This is a genomic window from Mesorhizobium sp. WSM3862 (genome assembly GCF_002294985.1).
In the GTDB taxonomy this organism is placed as follows: Bacteria; Pseudomonadota; Alphaproteobacteria; order Rhizobiales; family Rhizobiaceae; genus Mesorhizobium.
The window spans coordinates 282,773-297,006 of record NZ_NSGE01000001.1 but is presented as its reverse complement, the minus strand read 5'-3'; the positions used below and the strand labels follow the sequence as shown (position 1 = coordinate 297,006).

Genomic DNA, 14,234 nt, shown 5'->3' with positions numbered 1-14,234 from the left:
AGGCGACATCACCCATCGTGAACAGTTTGAAACATGAATCGTTGATTTTATCGGACATTTGCCGTCCGGGCCTTTTCCGCTACAGGAGAATGTGATTCAACCGGCCGTTCGGGGGTGTCGGGGCATCGGAATCACGAGCAGGGGGCACATGGCCAAGGAAACGCGCGGCGATTTCTATCCGGTACCGATCGTCGACCAAAACACGCGTCCGGGCGCCATCGCCAGGCTCATCATCTTCATCGTCGTTTTGACCGGCGCGGCGGTCGTCTTCGGGTTGTTCCGCGAGCGCCTCGGCGATCCGTTCCTGCTCGGCATGCTTGGCGTGCTCGCCATGATCGGCGTCGGCTTTCTGTTCGCGACGGCGATCGGCTTCGTGCAGATCGCGCCGCGTTCAACCGGAGACGAGCTGTCCAAAGCGTTCGTCGATTCAATGTCGCAAGGCCTCCTGGTCACCGACACCAAGGGTCGCGTAATCTACGCCAACCGGGCCTATGCCGAGATGACGGGTGCCGCTTCGGCGGCCGACCTCAAGACGGTCGAGGGGCTGCTTTCGGACGTCCCCGAGGCTTCAATGACCATCTACCGGCTGGCGTCCGGCCTGCGCGACGGCCAGGCCGGCGACGGTGAATTCCGCCTGGCGCAATCGATCAAGCCTGGGGCCGAGCCGGGCGCGCGCTGGTACCGCGTCCGCGCCCGCGCCTTCAACGTGCCGGGCCAGCGGCTGCCGATGCTTGCCTGGCAGATCGCAGACATCTCGCAGGAGCGGGCGGAACAGGAGCGTTTCTTCCTCGACCTGCAAAAGGCGATAGACCATCTCGACCACGCGCCCGCAGGCTTCTTCTCGGCCGACCAGGAAGGCCGCGTCACCTATATCAATGCGACGCTTGCCGAATGGCTGGGCATCGACCTTGCCAGCTTCACCCCGGGCGCGGTCACGCTGCCGGAGATCGTCGCCGGCGACGGCATGGCGCTCGTCCGCTCGGTCAAGGCTGATCCCGGCGCCACGCGCAACGCCGTCATCGACCTTGATCTGACGACAATGAGCGGCCAGGCACTGCCGGTCCGCTTCATGCACCGCGTTTCGGCAAGCCGCGAAGGAGTGAACGGGCCGACGCGCACCATCGTGCTCAACCGCACCCAGGGTGAGGACGCGTCCGCCGACCTGCGCGCCTCGGAGGTGCGCTTCACGCGTTTCTTCAACTCGACACCGATGGCGATAGCCGGCGTCGATGCCGGCGGGCGCATCCTGCGCACCAATGCGCCGTTCCTGTCGCTGTTTTCGTCCGTCGTCGACCGGGACGCTGTCGACCGGCGTGTGCGTTTCGAGAGCGTGGTGCATGAACGCGACCGGCCGGCCTTCGCCGCCGCCTTCGAGAAGGCGCGGCAGCGGCAGGCCAATATCGAGCCGATCGACTCGTTGCTGCCCGGCCATGAGGAGCGCCACATCCGCTTCTACGTGAATGCGGTCGCCGACGGCGCCGGTAGCGAGGGTGCTGAGGAATCGGCCATCGTCTACGCCGTCGAGACTACCGAGCAGAAGGCGCTCGAGGGCCAGATGGCGCAGAGCCAGAAGATGCAGGCGGTCGGCCAGCTTGCCGGCGGCATCGCGCACGACTTCAACAACGTGCTCACCGCCATCATCATGGCGTCGGACCTCCTGCTCACCAACCACCGGCCGTCGGACCCGTCCTTCCCCGACATCATGAACATCAAGCAGAACGCCAACCGGGCGGCGTCGCTTGTCAGGCAGTTGCTGGCCTTCTCGCGCAAGCAGACCTTGCGGCCGGAAGTTCTCAACCTGACCGATGTGCTTGCCGATCTGCGCATGCTGCTTGCCCGCCTGGTAGGCAACGACATCAGGCTGAAGATCGACCACGGGCGCGATCTGTGGCCGGTCAAGGTCGACATCGGCCAATTCGAGCAGGTGGTGGTCAATCTCGCCGTCAACGCGCGCGATGCGATGCCCACCGGCGGCGATCTTACCGTGCGCACCCGCAACGTCATGGCCGAGGAGTGCAAATCGTTCCCGTATCGCGAGCTTATCCCGGCCGATTATGTGCTGGTCGAGGTCGAGGACACGGGCAGCGGCATCGCGCCGGAGGTGCTGAAGAAGATATTCGAGCCGTTCTTCACCACAAAGGAGGTCGGCAAGGGAACGGGCCTTGGCCTCTCGATGGTGTATGGCATCATCAAGCAGACCGGCGGCTTCATCTACTGCGATTCCGAAGTCGGCAAGGGCACGGTGTTCCGGATCTTCCTGCCGCGTCACGTGACGGAGGTGAAGAAGGCGAGCGAGCCTGCCGACACTGCGGCGGCGGCAGCTGCAGCCAAGCCGGCCGACACGGCGAAGGACCTCTCAGGTTCGGCGACCGTGCTTCTGGTCGAGGACGAGGACGCCGTTCGCATGGGCGGCGTGAGGGCGCTGACTTCGCGCGGCTACACCGTTCACGAGGCTTCCTCCGGCGTCGAGGCGCTGGAGGTCTTCGAGGCACTCGGCGGCAAGGTCGACATCGTCGTGTCCGATGTGGTGATGCCGGAAATGGACGGGCCGACGCTGCTCGGCGAATTGCGCAAGCGCCAGCCGGACATAAAATTCGTCTTCGTTTCCGGCTATGCCGAGGACGCCTTTGCCAAAAACCTGCCGGCCGACGCGCATTTCGGCTTCCTGCCCAAACCATTCTCGCTCAAGCAACTGGCGACGATCGTCAAAGACGTGCTGGAATCTTAAAGCGCATCGGTGAAGCAGATCAGGCGACGCGCTTCAGATCATTGCTTGATGCAGGTCGTTTCCCCAAAAGCGCTGCGCCCTTTTAGGCGACATGTCTTAAACAGCTATCGCTTGCACATTGCAGCGAGCCTGCCATGATGGCGATCGGATGGGTCCTGTCATGGGGGTGATAGCGCGTGACGCCGCACATCGAGGCGGGCAGGGGAGATTATGCCGAAACGGTGCTGCTGCCGGGCGACCCCGAGCGCGCGCAGTGGATGGCGCAAACTTTTCTGGAGGCGCCGCGCTGCATCAATCTCCGTCGGGGCGCCCTCGGCTTCACCGGCCGTTTCCGCGGTAAGCCGGTCAGCATCCAGGCAACCGGCATCGGCGTCTCTTCTTTCCTGATCTATGCCCATGAGTTGCTGGACTATCATGGCGTGAAGACGCTGATCCGCACAGGAACATGCGGCGCATTGTCGGACGACGTTCCGCTGCGGGGCTTGGTCGTTTCAAGCGCCGTGCGCGCCGAGGGCCCGATCAGCGGGCAGGTGTTCGGACTTTACCAGCCGGCCGGCCCCGATGAGGCGCTCCATGCGCTGGCGCTGCAGCGGGCCGCCGATCTCGGCATTGCCTGCAGCGCCGGCCTGACCGTCTGCAGCGACATCTTCCATCATCCCGATGGCCGCGCCCGCTTCGACGAGCCCAGGGCGCTCGGCGCGCTGGCGGTCGATATGGAAACCAGCGCGCTCTACCGCATCTCGGCGCAGTTCGGCGCGCGCGCCCTATCGCTGCTGACCGTGGTCGACCACGTCGCCGCCGACGAGCAGACCGAGTATTCCGAACGCCAGGCGCTGTTCACCGACATGACCCGCCTGGCACTGGAAGTCGCGGTCACTGCTTAGGCGGTTTCCGCTTCAACTGCCCCTCGGCTGTCGGCCGGCGACCCGCAGATAAAGCGGCAGGTTGTGCGCAGCATCGAAGCGAAGTTCCTTGTTCGATCAATGTTTCGTGCAGGTGGAGGCGGTAAAGGCGCCGTCCTGCTGCTTCATGATGATGTCGAAGGAGGGAGCGCCTGGATCGTCGAGCGTCGCCTGTGTCAGCGAGATCGAGTTGCCGCCGCTCGTATAGCCGCCGAGCGGGCCGAGCCAGCTGATCTCGCCATTGGCGTCCATCTGGTAGTTGTAGGTTCCCGACGTGCCGAAGGTCACTGGGCCGCTATAGACATTGCCCTTGATGGTGATGTCGCCGAGATTGATGAAGAGGCCGAGCAGATAGACCTCGCAATGATAGACGCCGTCCGGAAGCTTGCCTTCGGCGAAGTCCGCGCGGGCCTTGCCCACGGCCGACGCAAGAAGCAGCAAGCTCAGAAGAATGCGAATCGGGAAGGCCATGCGGTCGCTCATTTCGGCGGCGACCTTGCCCCATTTTGCCGCTGCCCCGCAACTGGCCGGCGAGTGCCGGCAGGGAGACGAGATTAAGCATTGGGCAATTTCATAATTTGGGCAAAATCTAGGCAGAGTTGCGCAACGTTTTCTCAAACCCAGGGTGCTTGATCGGCGTCGTTTTATTCGCTTTTCAAGCGCTAAGTGTTTGTATTTAATGACTATTTCTCCTGATCCCCGCATGCGTCCGCGTTTGGCACGTCGCTTGCAACCAAGTTTGATGAGATCGGATCGTCAACCATCACCGGTTGACGAGCGGAAGGGTTGCCTTCGAGGGGAAGGCGCTCGACCGGAGCGCGGCGTATGACCGCGCCCGGTCGGGCATCGCATCGTGCCGCAGGGCAGGGAGATTTCTCCGCTGCTCACGGTCCTCGAAAATCTGAAGTCCGGCTTCGCGCCGCTTCGGCGCGGCGACCGCAACATTCCTTCGCATGTCTTCGAGGTGTTTGCGGTGCTGAGGCAGATGCCTTCGCGGCGCGGCGGCGACCTGTGCGGTGACCAGCGGCAGCTCGCCACTCGGGCGGGCGCTGGTGAAGCGGCCGAAGCTACGCACGCCGTCGCCGGTCTCGCGATGCAGAATAGATTCCTCGTGCGGACGCCTAGATCATTGCGGATTATGCACCGTTAATGACGCTTCCAAGTAACGGAATGGATCCTTGGGTCTTCGCTCCGGTTCGAGTCGTTACGCGGAAGGATGACGAAGTGTTCGACGGCTCTGGCGCGACCAATAGCGCATGCTAGTCTTTTCATGGCCTTGGTGAGTCGGGCTCTTTCCGTATCAGTCGAGATGAAGGGGGATGGCGCGGGCTCCGCCCGCAAGGTCCGCGCAAGCAAGCCTGCCTAGCTTTCCCCGCAGTGATTGTCGGTCGATGCGTCCAACAAAAGCTTGCCAGGGGAAGGCGATGGAACGTTTTGTCGAGGACTATCAGAAGCGGCGGCTGACCGAGCGGGTCGATATCATGACGGCGATCAACATCCTGATGTCGCAGGGCTACGACGAGGATGATCTGCTCGGCGAAATAACCAAGGTTTTTTACGTCGACCTCGACGCCTATAACGAAGTGATCGGGCACCACTGACGGTTTGAGCAGCAAGACTTCAACCGTTCCGGAATTGCTCTGAGCTTCAGGCGCTGCGGTGGATGTCGAGCACGCGGCTGCGAGCGAAGACTCCGACATTCCGTAAGGTCAGATGACGAACACCGACAACAGCAGTATGATGCCGACCGCCATCATCACCAGACCTGGCCAATTCTGAAACAGGCCGAGGAAACGGAGTCCGCGTCGCCGCGGCTCCAGTGTGGGGCCTGGTGTTGCCAGGTTCGGCGCCGGACGGTCCGGCGCTGTAGATGCCGGGTCACTCAGGCGTCCGCGCCTCAAAGTGGCGCCTGCCATGTAGACGACGCCTGCGATGGTAAGCAACGCACCAAGGATAACGGTCATCTTCCCTCGCTCCTTTCCGACGCTGCGGGATGTGGCGAGCGTTTCGCGAGGTCGCCGTACCGATCTTTCGGCGAGATAACCCTCGGCCGACCTTGCGATCGGCTGGGACAGAACGGTCAAGATGGCCGGCAGGTTCCGACAAGCCAACCGCCGACGGCGTTCCGCGCCGGGCAAACTTCGGGCGTTCCAACAAAGAGCCGCGGCAGTTTAGGCGGCGACCCGCTTCATCAGTGCCATGGCACCGAATGGCGCGCGCACTTTGCCCTCGCTTATGAAATAGGCGAACACGTCGCGCGGCTTGACCGGCGCGTCGGTCTTGGGATCGGCGCGCGGCAGGTCGGCCGGCTGCCCGCCTTCCGCCCAGGTCTTGACGCGGCCCGCCCATTCGTCGAGCCCTTTCGGCGTGTAGCAATCGGGATTGTCGTCGCTGCCGGTTTGCAGGCGGGCATAGACGAAATCGCCGGTGACGTCGGCGATCGCCGGATATTTGGCGTGGTCGGCATAGACGATGGCGGCATTGTATTTGCGCGCCAGAGCCGGAAATTCCGGCACAATGAAGCTGTCATGCCGCACTTCGAGCGCATGGCGCAGCGGCACGCCGTCCTGCTTGTCGGGCAGCAGCTTCAGGAAGGCCTCGAGATCGTCCGCGTCGAACTTCTTCGTCGGCGCGAACTGCCACAGGATCGGTCCCAGCTTGTCGCCGAGCGCGACAATGCCCGAGCCGAGGAAGCGCATTATCGATTCCCCGGCCTCGCCAAGCACGCGGCGGTTGGTGACGAAGCGGTTGCCCTTGAGCGAAAAGACGAAGCCGTCCGGCGTATCGTTCGCCCACTTGACGAAGGTCGGCTCCTTGAAGCTGGAATAATAGGTGCCGTTGACCTCGATGCTCGGCACCTGGCGGCTGGCATAGTGCAACTGCTTGGCCTTGGCGAGCTTGTCCGGATAGAAGGAGGTGTCCCAGGGCTCGAAGGTCCAGCCGCCCATGCCGGAGCGGATCTTTCCTTGGCTCATCGTCTTCCTCCTCCGAGTTTTGAATGCGGCTCAGGCTGCTTTGTCGACCGGCTTGGCCATGTCGACCAATATCCATCCTGGCCGGTATGGGTTGGCGCGGCGACCCGTTTCCCGATAGCCGTAAGCCGAATAGAGCGCGATGTTCCGCTCCATGCGCGAATTGGTGTAGAGGCGCACCTCCGGCACGCCCCATGACCGCGCCTGTTCGTCGGCGAAGTCGAGCAGCGCGATGCCGAGTCTCCTGCCCTGGAAGGCCGGCGAAACGGCAACGCTGAAGATCATGGCATGATCGTCGTGCCGCTCGAGGACAAGCAGCCCGGCCAGATCGGAACCATCCTCCAGCAGCCAGACCTCTCCGCGCGTAATACGTGGCGCATAGTCCTCGGTCACCGGGATCGGCGGGGCGCCGAACAGGGCGGTGTAGGGGGCGTAGGCGTCCGTGGTTATCGCGACGACAGCTTGGAGATCACCTGTAAGCGCCTGCCTGATCTTCATTTGAGACTGTTCCAAACGCTTGCCGGCCCACTCGCTCACTCGGCCGCTTCGCGCTTGCCCCCGGGGCGCCGCTCCAGAAGCTCCTTCAGGAACTGGCCGGTGTAGCTGCGCTTTTCGCGCACGATCGCTTCCGGCGTGCCGGAGGCTACCAGCTCGCCACCGCCGTCGCCGCCTTCGGGGCCGAGGTCGAGCACCCAGTCGGCGGTCTTGATGACTTCGAGGTTGTGCTCGATCACCACCACCGTGTTGCCCTGGTCGACCAGCTCATGCAGCACTTCGAGAAGCTTGGCGACGTCGTGGAAATGCAGGCCGGTGGTCGGCTCATCGAGGATGTAGAGCGTCTTCCCGGTCGCCTTGCGCGACAGTTCCTTGGCCAGCTTGATGCGCTGCGCCTCGCCGCCTGAGAGCGTCGTCGCCTGCTGGCCGATATGGATGTAGCCGAGCCCGACCTGCTTCAGCGTCTCGAGCTTGTCGCGCACGCCGGGCACCGCCGAGAAGAACTCGACGCCTTCCTCCACCGTCATGTCGAGCACGTCGGCGATCGACTTGCCCTTGAACAGCACGTCCAGCGTCTCGCGGTTGTAGCGCTTGCCATGGCAGACGTCGCAGGTGACGTAGACGTCGGGCAGGAAGTGCATCTCGATCTTGATGACGCCGTCGCCTTGGCACGCCTCGCAGCGGCCGCCCTTGACGTTGAAGGAGAAACGGCCCGGCTGATAGCCGCGCGCCTTAGCCTCCGGCAGACCGGCGAACCAATCGCGGATCGGCGTGAAGGCGCCGGTATAAGTGGCGGGGTTGGAGCGTGGCGTGCGGCCGATCGGCGACTGGTCGATATCGATGACCTTGTCGAGGAACTCCAGGCCTTCGATGCGATCATGCTCGGCCGGATGCTCGCGCGAGCCCATGATGCGGCGTGAGGCCGCCTTGAACAGCGTCTCGATCAGGAAGGTCGACTTGCCGCCGCCGGAGACGCCGGTGACGCAGGTGAAAGTGCCGAGCGGGATCTCCGCCGTGACGTTCTTCAAATTGTTGCCGCGCGCGCCGATGACCTTGATACGCCGGTTCTTTTTCGCCTCGCGGCGCACCGCCGGCGTCGCGACCTCGAGCTCGCCCGACAAATACTTGCCGGTGATCGAGGCGGGCGTCGCCATGATCTGCTGCGGCGTGCCTTGCGCGATGATCTCACCGCCATGGATGCCGGCGGCGGGGCCGATATCGACGACATAGTCGGCATGCAGGATGGCGTCCTCGTCATGCTCGACGACGATCACCGTGTTGCCGATGTCGCGCAGGTGCTTCAGCGTATCGAGCAGGCGGGCATTGTCGCGCTGGTGCAGACCGATAGACGGCTCGTCCAGCACGTAGAGCACGCCCGTCAAGCCGGAGCCGATCTGCGAAGCCAAACGAATGCGCTGGCTCTCGCCGCCCGACAGCGTGCCGGAATTGCGCGACAACGTCAGATAGTCGAGGCCGACATCGTTCAAGAAACGCAGGCGCTCGCGGATTTCCTTCAGCACCCGGACGGCGATCTCATTCTGCTTCTCGTTGAGCTGCGCCGGCAGATCGGTGAACCACCGGTCGGCCTTGCGGATCGACAGCTCCGTGACCTCGCCGATGTGCCTGCCGGCGATCTTGACCGAGAGCGCTTCCGGCTTCAGCCGGTAGCCGTTGCAGGCGGGGCAGGGGGTGGCCGACATGAAGCGCTCGATCTCCTCGCGCATCCAGGCCGATTCCGTTTCCTTCCAGCGCCGGTCGAGGTTGGGGATGACGCCCTCGAAAGTCTTGGTCGTTTTGTAGGAGCGCAGGCCGTCGTCATACTGGAAGGTGATCTCGCGCTCGCCCGTGCCGTGCAGCACCGCCTGCTGCGCCTCGGCGCTCAGATCCTTGAACTTGTCGCCGAGCTTGAAGCCATAGGCCTTGCCCAAGGCCTCAAGCGTCTGCGCGTAATAGGGCGAGGTCGATTTCGCCCACGGGCTGATGGCGCCGTCGCGCAGCGAGACATTCTCGTCCGGCACAATGAGGTTGGCGTCGATGGCGCGCTGGCTGCCGAGGCCGTCGCAGGTCGGGCAGGCGCCGAACGGATTGTTGAAGGAGAACAGCCTGGGCTCGATCTCGGGAATGGTGAAGCCGGACACCGGGCAGGCGAATTTTTCCGAGAACATGATGCGCTCATGCGTCTCGTTCTTCGACTTGTTGACCGAGTCCTCGCCCGTCTGGCTGGCGTCGAGCGGCTTGTCGGCGAACTCGGCCACGGCAAGACCGTCGGCGAGCTTCAGCGCCGTCTCCATCGAATCCGCAAGCCGCGTCGCCAGATCGCCGCGAACGACGATGCGGTCGACGACCACGTCGATGTCGTGCTTGTATTTCTTGTCCAGCGCCGGCACGTCGGCGATCTCGTAGAAGACGCCGTCAACCTTGACGCGCTGGAAACCCTTCTTCTGCAGCTCCAGAAGTTCCTTGCGGTATTCGCCCTTGCGGCCGCGCACGATCGGCGCCAGCAGGTAGAGACGCGTGCCCTCGTCCAGCGCCAGCACGCGGTCAACCATCTGGCTGACCGTCTGGCTTTCGATCGGCAGGCCGGTGGCCGGCGAATAGGGAATGCCGACGCGGGCGAAGAGCAGGCGCATATAGTCGTAGATTTCGGTGACGGTGCCGACTGTCGAGCGCGGGTTGCGCGATGTCGTCTTCTGCTCGATCGAGATGGCGGGAGACAAGCCGTCGATCTGGTCGACGTCCGGCTTCTGCATCATTTCCAGGAACTGGCGGGCATAGGCCGAAAGGCTTTCGACATAGCGACGCTGACCCTCGGCATAGATGGTGTCGAAGGCAAGCGATGACTTGCCGGACCCCGACAGGCCGGTCATGACGATCAGGCTGTCGCGCGGCAGGTCGAGATCGACATTCTTGAGATTGTGTTCGCGCGCGCCGCGAATGGAAAGATATTTTTGGTCGGCCATCGCCGGTCGCCGCCTCAGGTCTGGAATTTGCTGGATTGGCGGGTTTGTCCCGGCCATCCCCTATGTAGGTAATCTCGTCGCCGCGTCGAGAGACGCCACAATCTCGACCAAAGCGTTTAACCGCCTTTCGCGCGAGCGGGCAAGCGGAAAGAACAAAGGCCGAACACCCTCCTGACAAAGCGCTGTGGAAACAGCGGCTGCAAAAACCGTCGCGACCGATCAGTCGAAGGCATTCGACTTACCTGGACGTAACCTCCAAGCGATCACATTTTTCTGTAACCGGCTCTTCAACGGTTGACGTCTCGGACCCATGGGGGCAGTCTCAAAGGCGTCAACGAAGCCGGCCGTCTGTCGATGGCCTCGTCACCCAGAGGTGGCCTGCGAGACGCCGCAGGCTTCAGCGATTTGCGCTTCGGACGACATTGCCACAACGGACCAGGAGCGGAGCATGACGCCACCGGACAGTCCCTTGAGGCTCCACGAAGCGATGGAGCCGCGGCGGGCATAGTGCCAGGGTAGGCGTGAGCGCCACCCGAAAAACGTGACCTGCCGATTCCTACAATCAGAGACCATAGTCGGATCGTCGGCTGAAAGCCGCGTTGCATCCGAAACAGAACGCCGGCAGTCCACTCCCGGCTAAAATTGGGTTTCAGATCCATGAAAGCCCCGTCCACCTGCGGAAGCAGTGGCGGGGCTTGCATTTTGCGAGTCGGAGGTCCGTCGCCGGCGTCCGCAATGCGGGGTAAGCTTCAGTGGTTGGGAGGCCTGATGCCGCCCGTTGCCATGTCGATGGTTATGCTGCCCGAAATCCTGACATCGGTGTCGCCGATCTTGAACGTGCCGTTGCTGCCGGCTGGCAGTGCGTCGTCAGGCTCGGGCTGCGGCGCGGGCTTGGCGATACGGTAGTCGCTGCTCACGCCGGGCAGTTTTTGTGTCGAATTGTCGTCGGCAAAAGCGGCGGTGCCGACCGCAAGCACGCCGGCGACTGCGACAACGGCAATACCCAGATTCGTCAAGGAACGCGCTCGGATCATGCGCGAACTATAGAGGCGCGCCGGCGGCGAGGCCAGCCGCGCGGCAATCAATTTGCCGCGCGGTCAGGCCGCCTTCTTGCGCGTATCGTAGACATGGTCGACGAGGCCCCACGCCTTTGCTTCCTCGGCGGTCATGAAATAGTCGCGGTCGAGCGTGCGCTCGACCTCGTCATAGCTCCGGCCGCAATGCTTGGCGTAAAGCTCCGTCATGTGGCGCTTGGTGCGCAGGATGTCCTCGGCATGGCGCTGGATATCGGAGGCCTGGCCCTGGAAGCCGCCGAGCGGCTGATGCAGCACGATCCTGGTGTTGGGCAGCGCGATGCGCCGACCGGGCGAGCCTGCCATCAACAGGAATGAACCCATCGAGGCGGCAAAGCCCATGCACACCGTCGACACCGGGCAGGAGATGTACTGCATAGTGTCGTAGATGGCGAAGCCGCTGGTCACCACGCCGCCCGGCGAGTTGATGTAGATCGATATCTCCTTGTCGGGATGGTCCGATTCCAGCGACAGGAGTTGCGCGCAGACCAGCGCCGACACGCCGTCATTGATCTCACCGTTGATGAAAACGATGCGTTCGCGCAGCAGCCGCGAGAAAATGTCGAAGGCGCGTTCGCCGCGGCTCGACTGCTCGATCACCATCGGCACGAGATTGGCAAAGGCGCTCATCGCAGATCTCCTCGGTCCTTTAGTCAAGCCGCGCGCAGCATCATGCTTGGCGCGTTGGCGGCAGCTGGGCTCTTGCGCGCGTGGAGCGAAATCCCGCAGCCGGCGCCGGAAACGGCGACGACAGGTTGCGCGACCGTCGCGAAACCATCATGGACGATGCTGAGATGCGTGCCGCCGGAAACCGTGCGCGCGAGCGTGAAGGTGACAATGCTGTCGAAGATGGGACCGTCGAATGCCGGTAGCCGGTCGGCAGCGTCCACGCCCGGTCGCTCGCGCCAGGAATAGCGCAGCAGCTTGCCGGGCTCGGCCTCGAGCACTTCGCACTCGATCGGCGCGTTTGGTCCGGCAAAGGCAAAGCGCTCGCCGATCGCTGGCTTGATGTCGTTGGGCATCAGCCAGGCGGCGAGCAGTTCCGGCTCGGTGAGCGCCCGCCAGACTTTTTCCGGCGGATCGGGAAGCTCGCATTCGAAGCTGAGCGGCGCGTTGGCCGCTGCCGGGTGTTTGGTAGTCGTCATTGGTCCATTTCCTTTAGAACCCGCTTCAAACGCTCGATGCGCTCCGGCCAGAAGGCGCGGTAGCGTTCGATCCAGCCGAGCAAGGGATCGAGCCCTTGAGGGTCGGCGCGGTAATAGGCGTTGCGACCGGCGCGCCTCTCGATCACCAGTCCGGCGCCGCGCAGCACGGCAAGATGCTGCGAGACGGCCGGCTGCGACACGCTCACGCCGGCGCGCAGCTCGGACACCGTCAATTCGCCGGCCGCGAGCCGCTCGTAGACGGCGCGGCGTGTCGGATCGGCCAGGGCCCGGAAAATCTCTGCTTCGATCATGCGCAAAGCATAAGTCGATACTTATTGGTTTGGCAAGCGCCGTTTTAGGCCGTCCAGCGTCTCACCGGCTCCGCCGCTCCGTCGAAGCTTGCCTCGAAGATTGGCGATGCGAGCACGGCATGGATGTGAAGCGTGCCGGAAGCCACGTTTCGAAAGCCATGCTTGCGGTGCGCGGGGATGATCAGGGACTGCCCGGCGGCAAGCACGGCCCGTCGGTCGTCGACCCACATTTCGGCTTCGCCGGCAATCACCGTCAGTACTTCCTCGACTTTATGCGCATGCGTTGGTGCGCCGGAACCCGGTCCGACCCACTGCTCGAATATGCAAAGGCCCGCCGCGCCATTGGCGGCGGCAACATGCATGCGGGTTTCGACCCCGGCGCGCCACGTTTCGCGCGGCTGATCCTCATGCGAAACAACGTTCATTCCGATGTCCCCTTTGTTTCCTGCTCAGGAATACTACCTGTTGCTGACATTCCTTGACAGAAACAGCGGTCAAGACTAGAACGAAAAGAGAACAAAAACCTTGTGGGAAAAGCCAGCCTTCGCGGGCATGGGCGAACCGCAGGCTGTAAGGTGAGCGACTTAAAATTTGTTTCGGATGAGCGCGGAGAAGTACGATGGCGGGTAGCGTCAACAAGGTCATTCTGGTCGGCAATCTCGGGGCGGACCCTGAAATCCGCCGCCTGAATTCGGGCGACCCGGTCGTCAACATCCGCATCGCCACGTCGGAAAGCTGGCGCGACAAGAATTCCGGGGAGCGCAAGGAAAAGACGGAGTGGCACAATGTCGTCATCTTCAACGACCAGCTCGCCAAGGTGGCGGAGCAGTATTTGAAGAAGGGCATGAAGGTCTATGTCGAGGGCCAGCTGCAGACGCGCAAATGGCAGGACCAGACCGGCAACGATCGCTACACGACCGAGGTCGTACTGCAGAAATTCCGTGGCGAGCTGCAGATGCTCGACGCGCGCGGCGAAGGCGGCGGCCAGGTCGGCAGTTATGCCGGCGGCGGCAACAGCCGGGGTTCCGATTTCGGCCAGTCGGGCCCGAACGAAGGCTTCAGCCGTGGCGGCGGTGGCGGTTCCAGGGGCGGTGGCGGTGGTTCGTCGCGCGAGCTGGATGACGAGATTCCGTTCTGAAGGTCTCGCAATCGTCGTTTGAGGGGAAGGCGCGATGTCGCTCGGACCGTTGCTGACAGCGCCTCCTCCCATTCCATGGCACGCGTTCGCCGCCTTCGCCGCGCTGGCGATAGGCGGGGCGCAACTGGCATTGCCGAAAGGCACGACACGCCACCGCGTCTTGGGCTATGCCTGGGCCGCGCTGATGCTGGTCGTCGCCGTCTCGAGCTTCTGGATCCAGCAGATACGCCTGATCGGGCCGTTCAGCCCGATCCACATCCTGTCGATCCTGGTGGTTGTCACCGCCCCGCTGGCGGTCTGGTATGCGCACACCCATAAAGTGGCCGCGCATCGCAGCGCCATGATCAAGCTCTACCTATTTGCGCTGATCGGCGCCGGCATCTTCACGTTGGTGCCCGGCCGCATCATGCACACGGTCGTATTCGGCCAATAAACAATTTCCAGCGAAAGTGCGTCGCGGTTTTCCGTCGGGAATTGCCTATAGTTGATAGTTGCGGCGATAGTCCGCTT

15 protein-coding genes and 1 pseudogene are annotated in these 14,234 nt (G+C 63.2%); 6 read left to right on the top strand and 10 right to left on the bottom strand.

Annotation, left to right across the window (positions count from 1 at the left end; all coding sequences use genetic code 11):
* Window positions 1-148: 148 nt before the first annotated feature.
* Both CK224_RS01510 and CK224_RS01505 read left to right on the top strand, forming a co-directional pair.
* The gene (locus CK224_RS01510; RefSeq protein ID WP_095780571.1) at window positions 149-2,728 is read left to right on the top strand and encodes a PAS domain-containing sensor histidine kinase; all 2,580 of its coding nucleotides are present in this window, start codon (window positions 149-151) and stop codon (window positions 2,726-2,728) included.
* A 176-nt stretch (window positions 2,729-2,904) separates the two neighbouring features.
* Window positions 2,905-3,612, top strand: coding sequence for a purine-nucleoside phosphorylase (locus CK224_RS01505; RefSeq protein ID WP_066992426.1), 708 nt, complete (start codon window positions 2,905-2,907; stop codon window positions 3,610-3,612).
* A gap of 96 nt (window positions 3,613-3,708) precedes the next feature.
* Here CK224_RS01505 and CK224_RS01500 read toward each other — a convergent pair whose 3' ends face one another.
* A complete protein-coding gene (locus tag CK224_RS01500; protein WP_066992768.1) occupies window positions 3,709-4,101 on the bottom strand; it encodes a hypothetical protein in 393 nt (130 codons plus the stop codon).
* A gap of 265 nt (window positions 4,102-4,366) precedes the next feature.
* Between CK224_RS01500 and CK224_RS32430 the strand changes: the two are divergent.
* Both CK224_RS32430 and CK224_RS01490 read left to right on the top strand, forming a co-directional pair.
* Window positions 4,367-4,700, top strand: a pseudogene (locus CK224_RS32430) (ATP-binding cassette domain-containing protein); the annotation flags it as partial.
* Window positions 4,701-5,054: 354 nt separating this feature from the next.
* Entirely contained in the window at window positions 5,055-5,231 is a 177-nt protein-coding gene (locus tag CK224_RS01490) for a hypothetical protein (RefSeq protein WP_082953673.1), read from the top strand.
* Between the two features lie 108 nt (window positions 5,232-5,339).
* Here CK224_RS01490 and CK224_RS01485 read toward each other — a convergent pair whose 3' ends face one another.
* The 9 genes from CK224_RS01485 to CK224_RS01445 form a co-directional block, all read right to left on the bottom strand.
* The gene (locus tag CK224_RS01485) at window positions 5,340-5,594 is read right to left on the bottom strand and encodes a hypothetical protein (RefSeq protein ID WP_095780570.1); all 255 of its coding nucleotides are present in this window, start codon (window positions 5,592-5,594) and stop codon (window positions 5,340-5,342) included.
* A 207-nt stretch (window positions 5,595-5,801) separates the two neighbouring features.
* Window positions 5,802-6,605, bottom strand: coding sequence for a DUF72 domain-containing protein (locus CK224_RS01480; RefSeq protein ID WP_095780569.1), 804 nt, complete (start codon window positions 6,603-6,605; stop codon window positions 5,802-5,804).
* A 30-nt stretch (window positions 6,606-6,635) separates the two neighbouring features.
* A complete protein-coding gene (locus CK224_RS01475) occupies window positions 6,636-7,100 on the bottom strand; it encodes a GNAT family N-acetyltransferase (RefSeq protein WP_095780568.1) in 465 nt (154 codons plus the stop codon).
* A gap of 35 nt (window positions 7,101-7,135) precedes the next feature.
* Complete coding sequence (uvrA, locus tag CK224_RS01470; protein ID WP_095780567.1) at window positions 7,136-10,057, bottom strand: excinuclease ABC subunit UvrA; 2,922 nt, start codon at window positions 10,055-10,057, stop codon at window positions 7,136-7,138.
* 749 nt (window positions 10,058-10,806) lie between these two features.
* Window positions 10,807-11,073, bottom strand: a complete 267-nt coding sequence (locus CK224_RS01465; protein ID WP_245425705.1) for a hypothetical protein — start codon at window positions 11,071-11,073, stop codon at window positions 10,807-10,809.
* 81 nt (window positions 11,074-11,154) lie between these two features.
* The gene (locus CK224_RS01460; RefSeq protein ID WP_095780566.1) at window positions 11,155-11,760 is read right to left on the bottom strand and encodes an ATP-dependent Clp protease proteolytic subunit; all 606 of its coding nucleotides are present in this window, start codon (window positions 11,758-11,760) and stop codon (window positions 11,155-11,157) included.
* Window positions 11,761-11,783: 23 nt separating this feature from the next.
* Window positions 11,784-12,275 (bottom strand): SRPBCC domain-containing protein, encoded by a 492-nt coding sequence (locus tag CK224_RS01455; protein WP_095780565.1) that lies wholly within the window; start codon window positions 12,273-12,275, stop codon window positions 11,784-11,786.
* On the bottom strand, window positions 12,272-12,586 hold the full coding sequence (locus CK224_RS01450) for a metalloregulator ArsR/SmtB family transcription factor (protein WP_067319753.1): 315 nt from the start codon (window positions 12,584-12,586) through the stop codon (window positions 12,272-12,274). The genes CK224_RS01455 and CK224_RS01450 overlap by 4 nt, the downstream gene beginning before the upstream one ends.
* 44 nt (window positions 12,587-12,630) lie before the next feature.
* On the bottom strand, window positions 12,631-13,011 hold the full coding sequence (locus CK224_RS01445; RefSeq protein ID WP_066992456.1) for a cupin domain-containing protein: 381 nt from the start codon (window positions 13,009-13,011) through the stop codon (window positions 12,631-12,633).
* A 194-nt stretch (window positions 13,012-13,205) separates the two neighbouring features.
* On the opposite strand from CK224_RS01445, the gene CK224_RS01440 reads away from it, so the two are divergent.
* The gene (locus CK224_RS01440) at window positions 13,206-13,724 is read left to right on the top strand and encodes a single-stranded DNA-binding protein (RefSeq protein WP_067319755.1); all 519 of its coding nucleotides are present in this window, start codon (window positions 13,206-13,208) and stop codon (window positions 13,722-13,724) included.
* Between the two features lie 34 nt (window positions 13,725-13,758).
* Window positions 13,759-14,157, top strand: coding sequence for a DUF2306 domain-containing protein (locus CK224_RS01435; RefSeq protein WP_066992460.1), 399 nt, complete (start codon window positions 13,759-13,761; stop codon window positions 14,155-14,157).
* Window positions 14,158-14,234: the final 77 nt, after the last annotated feature.